At 73.2% G+C, this 14,911-nt stretch carries 16 protein-coding genes; 7 read left to right on the top strand and 9 right to left on the bottom strand.

Going from position 1 to position 14,911, the window contains the following annotated elements; all coding sequences use genetic code 11:
• From J7462_RS09990 to J7462_RS09960, 7 genes are all read right to left on the bottom strand, one after another.
• Window positions 1-438: a hypothetical protein gene (locus J7462_RS09990; RefSeq protein ID WP_219463707.1), complete on the bottom strand. Its 438-nt coding sequence runs from the start codon at window positions 436-438 to the stop codon at window positions 1-3.
• A gap of 300 nt (window positions 439-738) precedes the next feature.
• Window positions 739-1,461 carry a G/U mismatch-specific DNA glycosylase gene (mug, locus tag J7462_RS09985; protein WP_219463705.1) on the bottom strand — a complete coding sequence of 241 codons (723 nt, stop codon included), beginning with the start codon at window positions 1,459-1,461 and terminating at the stop codon, window positions 739-741.
• Window positions 1,462-1,643: 182 nt separating this feature from the next.
• On the bottom strand, window positions 1,644-2,396 hold the full coding sequence (locus J7462_RS09980; protein ID WP_219463703.1) for an SDR family oxidoreductase: 753 nt from the start codon (window positions 2,394-2,396) through the stop codon (window positions 1,644-1,646).
• 62 nt (window positions 2,397-2,458) lie between these two features.
• Complete coding sequence (locus J7462_RS09975) at window positions 2,459-2,953, bottom strand: hypothetical protein (RefSeq protein WP_219463702.1); 495 nt, start codon at window positions 2,951-2,953, stop codon at window positions 2,459-2,461.
• Window positions 2,950-3,768, bottom strand: coding sequence for a DUF692 domain-containing protein (locus J7462_RS09970; protein ID WP_219463699.1), 819 nt, complete (start codon window positions 3,766-3,768; stop codon window positions 2,950-2,952). The genes J7462_RS09975 and J7462_RS09970 overlap by 4 nt, the downstream gene beginning before the upstream one ends.
• The gene (locus tag J7462_RS09965; protein WP_219463697.1) at window positions 3,765-4,712 is read right to left on the bottom strand and encodes a TIGR04222 domain-containing membrane protein; all 948 of its coding nucleotides are present in this window, start codon (window positions 4,710-4,712) and stop codon (window positions 3,765-3,767) included. The genes J7462_RS09970 and J7462_RS09965 overlap by 4 nt, the downstream gene beginning before the upstream one ends.
• A 117-nt stretch (window positions 4,713-4,829) precedes the next feature.
• Entirely contained in the window at window positions 4,830-5,402 is a 573-nt protein-coding gene (locus J7462_RS09960; RefSeq protein WP_208569172.1) for a TetR/AcrR family transcriptional regulator, read from the bottom strand.
• 231 nt (window positions 5,403-5,633) lie between these two features.
• Here J7462_RS09960 and J7462_RS09955 point away from each other — a divergent pair, with 231 nt between their 5' ends.
• Window positions 5,634-6,281 (top strand): HAD family hydrolase, encoded by a 648-nt coding sequence (locus J7462_RS09955; RefSeq protein ID WP_219463695.1) that lies wholly within the window; start codon window positions 5,634-5,636, stop codon window positions 6,279-6,281.
• Between the two features lie 235 nt (window positions 6,282-6,516).
• On the top strand, window positions 6,517-7,362 hold the full coding sequence (locus J7462_RS09950) for an RIO1 family regulatory kinase/ATPase (protein WP_255598402.1): 846 nt from the start codon (window positions 6,517-6,519) through the stop codon (window positions 7,360-7,362).
• Between the two features lie 49 nt (window positions 7,363-7,411).
• Here the strand turns inward: J7462_RS09950 and J7462_RS09945 are convergent, their stop codons facing one another.
• Window positions 7,412-7,660 (bottom strand): DUF2630 family protein, encoded by a 249-nt coding sequence (locus tag J7462_RS09945; RefSeq protein WP_208569169.1) that lies wholly within the window; start codon window positions 7,658-7,660, stop codon window positions 7,412-7,414.
• A 293-nt stretch (window positions 7,661-7,953) separates the two neighbouring features.
• On the opposite strand from J7462_RS09945, the gene J7462_RS09940 reads away from it, so the two are divergent.
• The 5 genes from J7462_RS09940 to J7462_RS09925 all read left to right on the top strand — a co-directional run bounded on the left by J7462_RS09940 (window position 7,954) and on the right by J7462_RS09925 (window position 11,869).
• A complete protein-coding gene (locus J7462_RS09940; RefSeq protein WP_255597661.1) occupies window positions 7,954-9,921 on the top strand; it encodes a nitrate- and nitrite sensing domain-containing protein in 1,968 nt (655 codons plus the stop codon).
• A complete protein-coding gene (locus tag J7462_RS32060; protein WP_255597660.1) occupies window positions 9,918-10,385 on the top strand; it encodes a hypothetical protein in 468 nt (155 codons plus the stop codon). Before J7462_RS09940 ends, J7462_RS32060 begins: the two co-directional genes overlap by 4 nt.
• A gap of 77 nt (window positions 10,386-10,462) precedes the next feature.
• Window positions 10,463-10,885 carry a roadblock/LC7 domain-containing protein gene (locus J7462_RS09935; RefSeq protein WP_208569167.1) on the top strand — a complete coding sequence of 141 codons (423 nt, stop codon included), beginning with the start codon at window positions 10,463-10,465 and terminating at the stop codon, window positions 10,883-10,885.
• A 5-nt stretch (window positions 10,886-10,890) separates the two neighbouring features.
• Window positions 10,891-11,277, top strand: a complete 387-nt coding sequence (locus J7462_RS09930) for a DUF742 domain-containing protein (protein WP_208569166.1) — start codon at window positions 10,891-10,893, stop codon at window positions 11,275-11,277.
• Entirely contained in the window at window positions 11,258-11,869 is a 612-nt protein-coding gene (locus tag J7462_RS09925) for an ATP/GTP-binding protein (protein WP_208569165.1), read from the top strand. The genes J7462_RS09930 and J7462_RS09925 overlap by 20 nt, the downstream gene beginning before the upstream one ends.
• Window positions 11,870-11,949: 80 nt before the next feature.
• Here the strand turns inward: J7462_RS09925 and J7462_RS09920 are convergent, their stop codons facing one another.
• Entirely contained in the window at window positions 11,950-14,817 is a 2,868-nt protein-coding gene (locus J7462_RS09920) for an aconitate hydratase (protein WP_219463691.1), read from the bottom strand.
• Between the last annotated feature and the right edge of the window lie 94 nt (window positions 14,818-14,911).

Raw genomic sequence — 14,911 nt, 5'->3', positions numbered from 1 at the left:
TCAGAAGTACACCGTTTTGGTCTTCGTGTACGTGGTGTACTGGCTGCCCGGGTAGAAGGTGGAACCGGACACACTGACCTGGACGTTGGTGAATCCGTAACTGGAGACGAGATCGCCGGTGAAGGTCTCGCAGTTCTGGTAGTAGACGGTGTGGGTGGCCGTGGCGGTTCCGCCCTGGATGGTGACGCTGGCGCTCGGGTAGGTGCTCTGCCCGCACAGTGTCACCGAGTAGCTTGCCTGGGTGCTGCCTGTCGTCCCGGTGACGGTCCCGGTGGCGGTGCCGAGGGAATGGGTGTTGTTGTAGCCACCCTTGACCGAGACGTTGATCGATGACGTGCCCGCCTGGGCGCTGACCGCGGGGAACATGGCCACCGCGGCCGCCCCGGCGGCGCCTGCGGCGAGCAGGCGGATGAAGCGGGAAGAACGGACTTGAGGCATAACTGCTCCTGATCTGCTGGAGAATTGCGTTAAAGACGTGTGACCGATTGCGGACCCAATGTTAGACCAAGGTGAAGTCGAAAGCACGTTCGAAATAAATCTTCGTCAATAGGGTGATGAGTCGGGTGCGCAATTTATCGCCTCAATGTCACCCTTTACCCGACACATCGTGAACGCGCCACCCCACGGACAGCGTGAGCCGGCACGCGGAGTGGACTGCTGGCCGTTCCCCGCCAGACGTCCCGGTGGTTCGCGGCGGTGTTCATGCGGTACGGGAAGGGGTCCATCTCGCCAGGGTGGTCACGCCGACCGGTCAGCCGGCGGGTGGCCGGCGATGACGGCGCGCAGCTCGCCGAAGGCGGCCCCCAGGGTCTGCGGGGTGAAGTGGGCGTTCAGGCCGCTGGGGTTGGGCAGCACCCAGAGCCGCGCACCGGCCAGCGGTTGCGGCTGCGGGCCGAAACCGGCCTTCGGCCGGGCGAACCCGATCCGGTAGGCGGTCACCCCGACCACGGCGACCCAGGTCGGCCGGTACCGGGCCACCTTGTCGGTCAGCGTCCGCGCGCCCGCCACCAGCTCCGCCGGAGTCAGTTCGTCCGCCCGGGCGCTGGCCCGCGCCACCATGTTGGTGATGCCCAGGCCGTACCCGGGCAGGGTGTCCTGCTCACTGGGGTGCAGTTGGCGCGGGGTGAAGCCGCCCCGGTGCAGGGCCGGCCAGAACCGGTTGCCCGGCCGGGCGAAGTGCCACCCGGTGGCCGCCGACCACAGGCCCGGGTTGATCCCGACGAAGAGCACCGTCAGCCCGGGGCCGATCACGTCCGGGATGGTGCGGTCCGCCGCCGCTGCCAGCTCCGCCCGGTCCGGTCGCCGTACCTCCGGCGTGCCCGGCCGGTCCTGCCGCCGTACCTCCGGCGTGCCTGGCTGGTCCGGCCGCCGTACCTCCGGCGTGCCTGGCTGGTCCGGTCGCCGTACCTGCGACGCGCCCGGCCGGGTCAGGCCGGCGGAGGGCCCGACCGGGTCGGACATCGCGTCGACGGTCGTGGACGGGCGCTCGGCAGGGGCCGGGGAGGGCCGCCCGCCGGCACCCCGACGACGGGCCGGTTCGGGGGTCGCGACGGCGGGAGGCGGTTCGGGGGCGGTGCGGCCCGGTTCGGCGGCCGGGGCTGGTTCGGGGGCGGCGGCGGGGCTGGTCGAACGGCGTCGCGGGGTCACAGGCTGCGCAGCGCGCCGCCGTCGACGGGCACGCTGACCCCGGTGACATAGCCGGCGGCGGGGGAGAGCAGGAAGGCCGCCACCCGCCCGAACTCGGCCGGATCGCCGATGCGGCGCAGCGGGATGCCGGCCTCCGCAGCGGCACGGGCCGCCGCGTCGTCGCCGAGCAGCTCCCGGTTGCGGTCGGTCAGGAAGCGCCCGGGCAGCAGGCCCAGCACCCGTACCCCGCGTGGGCCGTACTCGTCGGACAGGTCCTTGGCCACGCCGGCCAGGCCGGGCCGCAGGCCGTTGGAGATGCCGAGGCCGGTGATCGGCGTCCGGGCCGAGGTGGACAGCACCATACCGATCGCGCCACCATCGGTGAGCGCGGCGGCCACCGTCCGGGCCGTCCGGACGGTGCCCAGGAAGACCGTCTCGAAGGACTCCCGCCACTGTGCGTCGCTGACCTGCGCGGCGGTGCCCGGGGGCGGCCCACCGACCGAGACGAGCGCCCCGTCGAGGCGGCCGAAGTGTTCTCCGGCGGCGATCACCAGCCGCTCGGGCAGGCTCGGGTCGGCCAGGTCGGCGACGAGACCGATCGCGTGGTCCGGCCCACCGAGTCGGTCGACCGCCCCGGCGATCCGCTCCGGCGTGCGGGCCGACAGGACCACCCGTGCTCCGTCCGCGACCAGGCACTGCGCGGTCGCGAAGCCGAGCCCCCGGGAAGCGCCGGTCAACACGTACACCCGATCGGTGAGTCCGAGATCCATGCCACCGATCCTGCCGCATCCGGCGGTGGGTGGCGCGGCGGGCCGGGGAGGCGAGCCGGTGGTCAGCGGCGGGCCGGTCGGAGCAGGCGTACCCGGCCGGCGATCTGGAGGGCGACGGCGTCGCCGCTGCGGGCCAGGGCCGGCAACCGGCGGCGGCGGGGCGGGTGCCGCCCGTCGTAGCGGTGGGTGGCCTCGCGGGCGGCCAGCTCCTGCGCGCCGAGCGGGGGGAGGGCGTCCCGGTCGCGCAGCCCACGTGCGAGGTCCCAACCGTCGCGCAGCGACCCGACGGTGGGTCGGCCGGACGCCCAGTCGGCGAAGGTGGCCGGCCAGGTGTCCCCGAGGCCGGCGGCGAGCAGCGGCCAGTGGCGGGCGACCTCGCCGGCCCGCTTGCGCAGCAGCGCCCGCCGGGCGGCGTCGACCCGGTCGGTGGCGAAGCCTGCGGGCAGCGGGGCCCCCGCGACCAGGGCGGCGACCAGCGCGGCCTGTCGGGCGGCCAGCCCCACCGGTCCGGTGGCACCGGGCGGCGGGGCCGACTCGACGGGGTGCGTCGGGCTCATGTGACGACCGGGTGGCCGGCAGCGGTGGCGAGGGCGTCCAGCTCGGCCCGCAGCACGTCGGCGGGTGGGTAGTGGCCGTCGCGTTCGAGCAGCAGGGCCGGCGGTCGGCGGCCGGCACAGAGCGCGCCGACCAGCTCCAACACCTCGGTGGGCACCGGATCGGTGTGCGTGTCGTGGTAGAGCCCGCCGTGCTCGGCCCCACCGGCCACGTGTACGTAGGCGATCCGGTCCAGCGGCAGCCGGTCCAGCAGGGCCTGCGGGTCCTCGCCCCGGTTGCGGGCGTTGGCGTACACGTTTGCCACGTCGAGCAGCAGCTCCGCGTCGGTGGCGTCGAGGATCTCGGTGAGGAAGTCCGCCTCGTCCAGCTCGTCGTCGGGCCAGTCGAACAGCGCGGCGATCGGCTCCAACGCCAAGGGCACCGGCAGCTCCGCCCGGGCCCGGCGGACGTTCGCCACCACCGCCGCCACCGCCTCCCGGGTGCGCGGCAACGGCAACAGGTGCCCGGCCTCCAGGCCGCCGGCCCGGACGAACGCGATGTGCTCGCTGACCAGTGGCGCGTCGACCAGCTCGGCCACCCGGGCCAGGTGCGTCACCCGGGCCGGGTCGACCGGGTCCGCGCCGCCGAGGGAGAGCCGCACCCCGTGCGGTACGACGGTCACGCCGCGCTCCCGCAGCCCGGCCAGCCCGGCCGGCAGGGGGTTGCCCGGGCTGAGCGACTCCGCTACCACCTCGACGAAGCGCAGCCCGGGCAGCTCGGCGACGAAGCCGGCGATCTCCGACCGCCAGCCGATGCCCACCCCCTGCGGCCCGGTCATCCGCCGCACCCGCCACCGCCGCCGCATCCTCCTCCGCCGCCGCAGGAGCTGCCGCCACCGCCCGACGAGCCGCTGTCGCCCGACGAGGTGCTGCCGCCGCACGTGACACCCGTGGAACCGGTGTAGCCGCTGCCGCTGCTGGCGTTCAACGCCTGCCGCTGGATCTCCGCCTGCGCGGCGAAGCCGGGGTCGAGCGCGTAGAGGGAGACGGTGCCGAACAGGGCCACCCCCATCGCCGCGCCGGCCGGACCGTAGGTCGCGTAGGCCGGGGCGGCGTCGGGGGCGAGGTGGTGGTTGCTGCTGCGCAGGCGACTCATCATCACGTTCGCCGTCCTGGTCCGCCGGGGCGTACGGGCCACCAGGGCGAACGCCACTGCGAGTCCGGCCAGGGCGAGCAGTAGCCAGCCGACCGGCCGGCCGTTGAACAGGCCGGCGACCAGCCGCACCACACCCAGGGCCAGGGGCACCAGCAGCAGGTTCCGTCCGCGCCGCAGGGCCCGTACCCCGTCGGCGTCGATCAGCAGGCCGCGCTGCTCCAACCCCTGCCGCAGCTCCTCCAGGGCGCGGGTCACCCCGGCGTTGCGGCGCAGCTCGCGGGTGGCGACCGACTGGCGGGCGGCGTGCCGGATCGCGTGGTCGAGCGGAGTGAGCCCGCTGGGTGTCGACCCGGCGGCGACCAACCGGCCGTTCGATGTGACGTCGATCGCGCCGGCGCCGCGCAGCCCACCCAGCGCCGCCCAGATGGCGAGCTGGTCGCCACCGTTGAGGTAGGCCACCTGCTGGGGTCCGAGCTGGTCCGTGGTGACCGTGTCGGGGCCGGCGGTCGTGCGGCGGCGGTGCAGCAGCGTGCCGACCACGGCGACGACGGCCACCAGCAGGTAGAGCTTCAGGAAGAGCGGTCCGGGGATGCCCCAGGTGTCGCCCTGTGCGGCAAGCGTGTTCATGAGCTGCTCCTGTCGCGCGAGGGGGTCGCGGCCTCATTGTGGAGCAGCCCCGCCACGCCGGCACCGGGGCGGTGGGCGAGTTACCGAGCCGAGATCCGGGCTGCCGGCCCGGGTGGGTCAGTGCCGGCGGACGGCCTCCTCGACCAGGTCGAGCACCGGCCCCAGGTCACCGGCGGGCCGGCCCATCGCCAGGTGCAGCACCAGCCCGTCGTACGCCAGCTCCAGGAACTGGGCCAGCACGTCGATGTCGATGTCCTCGCGGAGCACCCCGGCGTCGCGTTGCCGGGCGAGCCGGTCCCGGGTCGCCTCGGCGATGGCGGCGGAGCGTTCCGCCCACCGGCGCGCGAAGGCCGGGTCGGTCCGCAGCCGCCGGGACACCTCCAGTTGGCTGCCCAGCCAGCCGGTGGTGTCGGGGGAGACCGCGCGGGCGAGCAGGTCCCGCATCACCTGGACGAGGCCGTGGCGGGCCACCGTGGAGACCATCACGGCGGCGTCGTCCTCGGCGACGGCGAGGAAGAGTGAGTCCTTGTCGCGGAAGTGGTGGAAGATCGCGCCCCGGGACAAGCCGGTCGCCTCCTCCAGCCGGCGCACGGTGGCACCCTCGTAGCCGTGCCGGGCGAAACAGGCCCGGGCCGCGCCCAGGATCTCCTGCCGGCGCGCGTCGAGCTGGTCCTGACTTACTCTGGGCACGGGTCGATCGTCGCAGGTGACCCTCCGCAAGGCAAACCGTACGTACGGCTTGCTATCGGGTCGTCACCTCGTCCTGCCGAACGCCCGTCCGGTTAGGATCGGCCGGTGCCGACAGCCCCGGTCACCTCCCCCTACCCGCCCACCGCCCCCATCCGGCCCCGGCAGCCCGACGGTCGCCGGCGGGCGGTTCGACCCTGTCGGCGGCGGTCCTTCCTCCCGTAAGGTGCCTCAGTGCCGTTGCTCCTGCTCGACCTGGACAACACCCTGCTCGACCGGGCCGGGCCGTTCCGCGCCTGGGCCGAGGGTTTCCTGGCCGAGATCGGCGCCCCGGCCACCGACATCGACTGGCTGCTGTCCATCGACGCCGACGGCCTCACCGACCGGTGGGACATCGCCGACGCCATCCGGGACCGCTACGCGCTGCGCATCCCCTCCATCGACCTGGTCGAGGAGCTGCACGACGGGGTGGTCGGCTACACCCGGCTGGACCCGCTGGTCGCCTGCGCGCTGCGGATCGCCGACGACGCCGGGTGGCTGCCGGTGGTGGTCACCAACGGCTCGGTCCGGCTGGAAGACGCCAAGATCAGGCAGACCGGCCTCGACCGCTACGTCGCCGACTGGGTGATCTCCGAGGAAGCCGGGGTGAGCAAGCCCAACCCCCGGATCTTCGCGCTGGCCGCCCAACGGGCCCGGTTGCCGCTGCGTGGCGCGTGGGTGGTGGGCGACAGCCCGGAGGCGGACATCGGCGGGGCCGCCGCGGTCGGCCTGCCCAGCGTCTGGCTGCACCGGGGGCGCAGCTGGACCGACGGGCGGTTCGCCCCCACCCGTACCGTCGACTCGTTGATCGCGGCGGTCTCGGTGGTGCTCGCCGGGGGGTAATCCGGTTGTGCGCCGGGCGGGGTATCGGTCAGCATGGGGCCGCGCGGGAGCGCGCAGCCGGGCGGGGCCCGGTCGAGGAGAGGAGGTCGGTCATGGCCGTCTTTGCAGGGTCGTACCACCTGCCCTCACCAGCCTCGACCAAGGGATCACCAGCACCGTGCGCGAACACGACCTCCCGGCGCCGCAGCGCCGTGGCCGCGGCAGAAGCCGCTTCGACGACGACGAGACACCCTTCCTGACGTACGGCCGGCAGCCGGCCGGCACCGCACCCGAGGACGAGCCCGAGCCCGAGGACCACTGGTCCTCCTGGGACGAGGCCGTGCACGGTCCGGAACCGCACCCGCCGTGGCTCGTCACCGAGCTGGCCGCCCGGGACACCGAACTCGGTGTGCTCAAGACCGGCAAGGAGGCGGACGTGCACCTCGTCCGCCGGGCGGTGCCCGACACCGACCGGTCCTGCCTGCTGGCCGTCAAGCGGTACCGCGACGCCCAGCACCGGCTCTTCCACCGCGACGCCGGCTACCTGGAGGGACGCCGGGTGCGCCGGTCCCGGGAGAACCGGGCGATGGCCGGCCGGACGGCGTTCGGCCGGCAGATGATCGCCGGGCAGTGGGCGGCGGCCGAGTTCGCCGCGCTGTCCCGGCTCTGGGAGATCGGTGCGGAATCCGGGCGGATCGCCGTGCCGTACCCGGTGCAGCTGCTCGGCACCGAGCTGATGCTGGAGTTCGTCGGCGACCCCGACGAGGGGACCGCCGCACCCCGGCTGGCCCAGGTACGCCCCGACCCGGCCCCGCTGCGCTCCCTCTGGGAGCAACTGGTGGACGCCCTGGTGGTGCTGGCCCGGGCCGGCTACGCCCACGGCGACCTGTCGCCGTACAACCTGCTGGTGCACGCCGGGCGGCTCGTCATGATCGACCTGCCGCAGGTGGTCGACGTGGTGGCCAACCCGCAGGGACCGGAGTTCCTGGCCCGCGACGTGCGGGTGGTGGCGACCTGGTTCACCGCCCGGGGGCTGCCCGCCGCCGACACCGACCCGGCCGCCCTCACCGAGCTGCTGCTGCGCGAGGCGGGGGTGCGCTGAACGGGGGTGACGTCCCGGACGGCAACCGGCCGTCCGGGACGTCGGGGCGTCACTGGAGGTAACGCTCGACCTCCGACACCGGTCGGGCCCCCTGGGCCTCCGGGTCGCCGTGGGCCTCCCGGGCCGCCCGGCGGCGGCGCAGCAGGTCCCAGCACTGGTCCAGCGACTCCTCCAGCGCGCGCAGGTGTTCCTTGGCCTCGTCGTCGGTGCCGGATTCGTGGTCCTGGGCGGCCGAGCGGAGCCGGTGCTCCTCGTCGACCAGTTCCGAGATCCGATGCAGGATGGTCTTGTCGTCCATGCCCCTGAGCCTGGCACAGCAGGGTCGCCCGCGCCCGTGTTCGGGGCCGGCCGGTCCGTCGGCGGCCAGACCGGCCGTGGCCCGCGCCGGGTGGTCGCCGGGTCGGCTGCCTCAGGGGGTGCCGGCACCATCCACGGTGGTCACCATCGCCCCAGGACCTGCGGCACCGGCCCCGCCTCCATGATCAGCATGGCTTGAGCGATGGTGGTGCCGACTGCTAGCGTGCGCCGGGTTCAGGTGTGCCGTGACGCGTCGGGCGTCCGGTGGCCACGGTCCGGCCCGGGGGCGGTGTGATGGGTTCCGGCAGCACGCGTCTGCGTACCAAGATCGTGGCCCTGCTCACCTCCCTCGTCGCGCTCTGGTCCTTCGCCGCGTGGGTGACCGTCGGTGACGGCTTCAACCTGCTCTGGGTGCAGACCCTCAACAGCCGGGTGGCCGACCCCGGGGAGTCGCTGCTCACCGCGCTCCAGGAGGAGCGGCGGCTCGCCAACGCCTACCTGGGTGAACGGGCCCAGCGGCAACTCGACGCGTTGAGCACCCAGTGGCAGCGCACCGACCAGGTGGCGGACGAGTTCGGCACCTCGGTGGGCAGTTGGCAGGCCGAGCTGGCCACCGGCGAGGACACCCGCCGCCGGGTCGACGAGGTGCTGACCGGCCTGAGTGGCCTGACCGGCATCCGGGAGTCGGTGCGCGACGCCGGGATGACCCGGGCCGAGGCGTCCGCCGCGTACACCGGGGTCCTCGCCGGGGTGCTGCGGATGTACGGCTCGCTGGGGCAGCTCGACGACACGCGGATCGCCGCGGAGAGCGAGACCCTGGTCGACCTCTACCAGGTGCGGGAGCTGATCTCCCAACAGGATGCCCTGATCACCGGCGTGCTCGCGGCCGGCCGGATGACCGGCGACGAGTACGCCCGCTTCACCCAACTGGTCGGCGCCCAGCGTTACCAGACGGCGGAGGCGGTCGCCGAGCTGTCCCCGGCCGACCGGGTCCGCTACGACCAGCTCGCCGGCTCGGACGCGGTGGCCCGGTTCCGGCTGCTGGAGGACCGGGTGATCCAGCAGGCCCGGTCGGGCACCACCCTGCCGCTGACCGAGCAGGAGTGGCAGTCGACCGTCGGGCCGGCGATGCAGGCGCAGGTGGACTTCGGGGTGAGCGTCGGCGACGCGCTCATCGACCGGGCCACCCCGGTCGCGGTGGGCGTCATCGTCCGGCTGGTGCTCGCCGCCGGCCTCGGCCTGATCGCCGTGATCGCCTCGATCGTGGTGTCGATCAGCACCGCCCGGCACCTGGTCCGGCAGCTGGCCCGGCTGCGCGACGCCGCGCTGCGGCTGGCCCACGAACAGCTGCCCGGAGTGGTGGACCGCCTCGGCCACGGCGAGGACGTCGACGTGGCCCGCGAGGCCCCGCCGCTGGACTTCGGCGACGACGAGATCGGTCAGCTGGGCCGAGCCTTCAACGCCGTCCAGGAGACCGCCATCCGCACGGCGGTCGAGCAGGCCGAGCTGCGCCGCAACGTCCGGGGGGTGTTCCTCAGCCTGGCCCGGCGGACCCAGGCGCTGGTGCACCGCCAGCTCACCCTGCTCGACGCGATGGAACGGCGCGAACACGACGCCGGGGAACTGGAGGACCTGTTCCGGGTCGACCATCTGGCCACCCGGATGCGGCGCAACGCGGAGAACCTCATCGTGCTCTCCGGCGCCACCCCGGGTCGGGCGTGGCGACGCAACGTGCCGATGGTGGACGTGGTGCGCGGCGCGGTCGCCGAGGTCGAGGACTACACCCGGGTGGACGTGCTGCCGCTCGGCCCGGTCGCGCTCGCCGGCCGGGCGGTCGGTGACGTGATCCACCTGCTCGCCGAGCTGATCGAGAACGGCCTGTCCTTCTCCCCGCCGAACACCACCGTCGAGGTGCGGGGTCACCTGGTGACCGCCGGGTTCGCCATCGAGATCGAGGATCGTGGTCTGGGTCTGACCGGTGAGGAACTGCTCGCCGCCAACCGCCGCATCGTGGACCGGTCCGAGTTGAACCTGGCCGACGCCGCCCGCCTCGGGCTGTACGTGGTGAGCCGGCTGACCGAGCGGCACGGGGTGAAGGTGCAGCTCAAGGAGTCCGCCTACGGGGGGACCACCGCCGTGGTGCTGATCCCGGCGGAGCTGGTCGTGCCGGGGGACCCGAGCCCGTCCGGCGCGCTTCCGGTGGTCGCCCGACGCCCGGCCACCGCCGAGGCCACACCGGCGGCCGACGCGGGGCCCCGGTGAGCCCGAGGGCCGTCCCGCCGTCGGACGCGGTGACCCCGGCGGGCCTGCCGGCCCGGTCCCGTAAGCGACGCCCGGCGCAGGACGCGCTGCACGCGCCGACCGTCCCGACCGGTCTGCCGGTGACCGTCGCCCGACCGTCCACCCCGACCGTCGCGGTGGCCGGGGACGCACGGACGGCGGACGCCGACGCCGACCCGCCGTCGCCTACTGTGGAGGGGCCGGTGACCGACGCGGGCCTGCCGGTGCGGGTACGACAGGCGAACCTGGCGCCCGAGCTGCGGGACCCCCCGACCGGTGGGGAGACCGGGGCCGGTGCTGCGGTCCGGCGCGCACCCGAGCAGGTGCGCCAGATGATGAGCGCCTACCAGTCGGGCACCCGACGCGGCCGGACCGACGCGGCCCGGCTGTCGGAGGGCACCCGCAGCGGTGACCGGTCGGACGACGCAGACCGCCCGGCCACCTGACGGCGTCGCGACGGACGCGACGTCCACGGGGTCACGGCAACCGAGCACGGCGGAACCGCCGGGGAAGAGGACGACGAGTGGGGCAGACGACGGCATCCGGTGCCGACCTGACGTGGTTGCTGGACGATCTGGTCGGCCGGGTGAAGCAGGCCGAGCACGCCGTCGCGCTCTCCACCGACGGCCTGCTGATGGCCGCGTCCGAGGGGATGGGCCGCGACGACGGGGAACACCTCGCCGCGATGGCCGCCGGCATCCAGAGCCTGGCCCGGGGCGCCGGCAAACGGTTCGGCGGCGGGCAGGTCCAGCAGACCATCATCGAGATGGAGTCCTCGTTCCTGTTCGTCACCGCGGCCGGGCCGAACGCGTGCCTGGCGGTGCTCGCCGGCACCGACGCCGACGTCGGCCTGATCGCGTACGAGATGGCGATGCTGGTCGCCCGGGTGGGTAAGTACGTGGCGTCCCCGGCCCGGGGTGTCGACCAGTCGTCCGGTGGGAGCTGACCGCGATGGCTGCCGACGGCGACCCCGCGGACGAGCAGTGGGTCGACGACCACGCGGGCCCGGTGGTCCGCCCGTACGCGGTCACCCGGGGCCGGGCCCGCCCGGTGGCCGGCTCGTTCGACCTGATCTCGCTGGTCACGGCGACCCGGACGAACGCGGTCGAGGAGGCCGGGCTGGGGCCCGAACACGTGGCGATAGTGGCGCTGACCCAGCGCATGCAGTCGGTGGCCGAGGTCGCGGCCCGACTGGACCTGCCGGTGGGCACCGTACGGGTGCTCCTCGGTGACCTGGTGGCACGGGACCTGGTCCGGGTACAGGAACCCCGGGAGCCGGCCGGTGTCAACGACGAGAGCATCTACGAGGCGGTGATCAATGGACTACGGGCGCTCTGAACGTCCGGCGGGGGCACGGGTGCTGCCCACCGCGCTCAAGGTTCTGGTGGCGGGTGGGTTCGGGGCCGGCAAGACGACACTGGTCGGTGCGGTGAGTGAGAGCCGTCCGCTGCGTACCGAGGAGGTGCTGACCGAGACCGGCATCGGGGTCGACGACCTGTCCGGGGTGGAACGTAAGAGCACCACCACGGTGGCGATGGACTTCGGCCGGATCACCATCAGCGACGACCTGGTGCTCTACGTGTTCGGCACCCCCGGTCAGGACCGCTTCTGGTTCCTGTGGGACGAGTTGGCGGTGGGTGCGCTCGGCGCGGTGGTGCTGGCCGACACCCGCCGGTTGGCCGACTGCTTCCCCTCGATCGACTACTTCGAGGGGCGGGGCACCCCGTTCGTGGTGGCGGTGAACTGTTTCGAGGGGGCCCGGCGGTTCGGCCTCGACGAGGTGCGTACGGCGTTGGACCTGGACCCGGAGGTGCCGCTGCTGCTCTGCGACGCCCGGCAGCGGGAGTCCAGCCGCAACGTGCTGATCACCCTGCTGGAGCACGCCATGAAGACCCGGAACTCCCGGCGGCGCGCGGTCGGCGGCCGCTGACGACGGTCGCGACCCGCCGCCACCCGTCGACGGGAACGGGCCCCCTCCACGCTGGAGAGGGCCCGTTTCGTACGCCGACGTCAGCTGGCGATCATGCGGCGCAGCACGTACTGGAGGATGCCCCCGTGGCGGTAGTAGTCCGCCTCGCCGGGGGTGTCGATCCGGACCACCGCGTCGAACTCCACGCCGGTGTCGGTGCTGACCCGCACCGTACGCGGGGTGTCGCCGTCGTTGAGCGCGGTGACGCCGGTGATGGAGAAGGTCTCCGTGCCGGTGAGACCGAGCGACTCGGCGGTGGTGTCCACCGGGAACTGCAACGGCAGCACGCCCATGCCGATCAGGTTGGACCGGTGGATGCGCTCGTAGGACTCGGCGATGACCGCCCGGACGCCGAGCAGCATGGTGCCCTTGGCTGCCCAGTCCCGGGACGAACCGGAGCCGTACTCCTTGCCGGCCAGGATGACCAGCGGGACGCCGGCGGCCTGGTAGGCGGTGGAGGCGTCGTAGATGGAGGTCTGCTCACCGGTCAGGTGGTTGACGGTGAAGCCGCCCTCCACACCGGGGACCAGCTGGTTACGCAGCCGGATGTTGGCGAAGGTGCCCCGGATCATCACCTCGTGGTTGCCCCGGCGGGAGCCGTACGAGTTGAACTCGTGGCGCGGCACGCCGTGCTCGGCGAGGTAGCTGCCGGCGGGGGAGTCGGCCTTGATCGCGCCGGCCGGGGAGATGTGGTCGGTGGTCACCGAGTCACCCAGCTTGGCCAGCACCCGGGCGTCGGCGATGTCGACGACCGGGCTCGGCTCCTGCTGCATCCCCTCGAAGTACGGGGGCTTACGGACGTAGGTGGAGTCGTCGGCCCAGGCGAACGTGTCGCCGGTCGGGGTGGGCAGCGACTGCCACCGCTCGTCACCGGCGAACACGTCGGCGTAGGCGGCGCTGAACCCGGTCGCGCCGATCGCCTGGGCGATGACGTCCTGGATCTCGGCGCTGTTGGGCCAGATGTCGCGCAGGTAGACCGGGTTGCCCTCGGTGTCCTCGCCGAGCGGCTCGTTGGCCAGGTCGATGTCCATCGTGCCGGCCAGCGCGTACGCCACCACCAGCGGCGGGGACGCCAGGTAGTTCATCTTGACGTCCGGGTTGATCCGGCCCTCGAAGTTCCGGTTGCCCGACAGCACCGACACGACGGCCAGGTCGCCCTCGTTGACGGCGGCGGAGACCTCCTCCGGCAGCGGGCCGGAGTTGCCGATGCAGGTGGTGCAGCCGTAGCCGACCAGGTTGAAGCCGAGCTTGTCCAGGTAGGGCGTGAGGCCGGCCCGCTCGTAGTAGTCCATGACGACCTTGGAGCCGGGTGCCAGGGTGGTCTTGACCCACGGCTTGCGGCTCAGGCCCTTGTCGACGGCGTTGCGGGCCAGCAGGGCGGCACCGATCATCACCTGCGGGTTGGACGTGTTGGTGCAGGAGGTGATCGCGGCGATGACCACCGCGCCGTGGTCCAGCTCGTACTCCACCCCGTCGCTGCCGGTGACCCGGACCGGGTTGCTGGCCCGGCCCCCGGCGCCGACGGCGGCGGTCTCCAGGTCGCGCGGCTCGTCGGCGGGGTCGCTGAAGTCGTTGGCGGGCGGGTCGCTGGCCGGGAACGACTCGGCGCTGGCCTCGTCGGCCGGGCCGTTCGCGCCCCGGGGGAGCTGCTCGCGGGCGACGCCGGGCTTGAGGTCGCGCTCACCGGCGGAGTCGTCGGCGACGTAGTCGGTCAGCGCCGAGCGGAACAGCGTCTTGGCGACCCCGAGCGGCACCCGGTCCTGCGGGCGCTTGGGCCCGGCCAGGGACGGCTCGATCGTGCCCAGGTCCAGCTCCAGGCGCTCGGAGTACTCCGGCTCGTGGTCCGGGTCGTGCCAGAGACCCTGCTCCTTGGCGTACGCCTCGACGAGCGCCACCTGGGAGGCGTCGCGGCCGGTCAGTTCCAGGTAGCGGACGGTCTCGGCGTCGATCGGGAAGATCGCGACGGTGGAGCCGTACTCGGGGGACATGTTGCCGATGGTGGCCCGGTTGGCCAGCGGCACGGCGCTGACGCCGGGGCCGTAGAACTCGACGAACTTGCCGACGACGCCGTGCTTACGCAGCATCTCGGTGATGGTGAGCACCAGGTCGGTGGCGGTGGTGCCGGCCGGCATCTCGCCGTGCAGTTTGAAGCCGACGACCCGGGGGATCAGCATGCTGACCGGCTGGCCGAGCATCGCGGCCTCGGCCTCGATGCCGCCGACGCCCCAGCCCAGCACGCCCAGGCCGTTGACCATGGTGGTGTGCGAGTCGGTGCCGACCACGGTGTCCGGGTACGCCTGCATGACTCCAGACGCCTCTGCGCGCGCCATGATCGTGCGGGCCAGGTACTCGATGTTGACCTGGTGCACGATGCCGGTGCCCGGGGGGACGACCTTGAACTCGTTGAACGCGCTCTGGCCCCAGCGCAGGAACTGGTAGCGCTCCCTGTTGCGCTCGTACTCCAGCTCGACGTTGCGGGCGAAGGCGTCCTCGCGGCCGAACAGGTCGGCGATGACCGAGTGGTCGATGACCAGCTCGGCCGGGGCCAGCGGGTTGACCTTGGTGGCGTCGCCGCCCAGCTCGCGGACGGCCTCACGCATGGTGGCCAGGTCGACCACGCAGGGCACGCCGGTGAAGTCCTGCATCAGCACCCGCGCCGGGGTGAACTGGATCTCCACGCTCGGGTCGGCGGTGGGGTCCCACGCGCCGAGCTGGGAGATGTGGTCGGCGGTGATGTTCGCGCCGTCCTCGGTCCGCAGCAGGTTCTCCAGCAGGATCTTCAAGCTGTAGGGCAGCCTGTCGTGCCCCGGCACCTGGCCGATCCTGAAAATCTCGTAGCTCGCGTCTCCGACGCGTAGCTGGGTCTTCGCACCGAAGGTGTCGAGGCTCGCCACGTCGTACTCCTTCACACCAGCGACCGTGAGTAGTCCTGAGCAGTCTGTCGCACCAGGCGGAGGGCCGCCCAGGTTAGGTAACACTTACTGCCGATTCGTCGTCTTCCAA

Origin of the sequence: Micromonospora sp. RL09-050-HVF-A (assembly GCF_019374995.1) — a bacterium.
GTDB lineage: Bacteria > Actinomycetota > Actinomycetes > Mycobacteriales > Micromonosporaceae > Micromonospora > Micromonospora antibiotica.
This window is presented reverse-complemented; position numbering and strand designations above follow the sequence as displayed.

Coding starts and splice junctions, on each gene's coding strand:
- J7462_RS09945 (WP_208569169.1), bottom strand. CDS start 7,660: ATGGACGACAAGACCATCCTGCATCGGATCTCGGAACTGGTCGACGAG.
- J7462_RS09940 (WP_255597661.1), top strand. CDS start 7,954: ATGGGTTCCGGCAGCACGCGTCTGCGTACCAAGATCGTGGCCCTGCTC.
- J7462_RS09990 (WP_219463707.1), bottom strand. CDS start 438: ATGCCTCAAGTCCGTTCTTCCCGCTTCATCCGCCTGCTCGCCGCAGGC.
- J7462_RS09970 (WP_219463699.1), bottom strand. CDS start 3,768: ATGACCGGGCCGCAGGGGGTGGGCATCGGCTGGCGGTCGGAGATCGCC.
- J7462_RS09930 (WP_208569166.1), top strand. CDS start 10,891: ATGGCTGCCGACGGCGACCCCGCGGACGAGCAGTGGGTCGACGACCAC.
- J7462_RS09965 (WP_219463697.1), bottom strand. CDS start 4,712: ATGAACACGCTTGCCGCACAGGGCGACACCTGGGGCATCCCCGGACCG.
- J7462_RS09975 (WP_219463702.1), bottom strand. CDS start 2,953: ATGAGCCCGACGCACCCCGTCGAGTCGGCCCCGCCGCCCGGTGCCACC.
- J7462_RS09925 (WP_208569165.1), top strand. CDS start 11,258: ATGGACTACGGGCGCTCTGAACGTCCGGCGGGGGCACGGGTGCTGCCC.
- mug (WP_219463705.1), bottom strand. CDS start 1,461: ATGTCCGACCCGGTCGGGCCCTCCGCCGGCCTGACCCGGCCGGGCGCG.
- J7462_RS09980 (WP_219463703.1), bottom strand. CDS start 2,396: ATGGATCTCGGACTCACCGATCGGGTGTACGTGTTGACCGGCGCTTCC.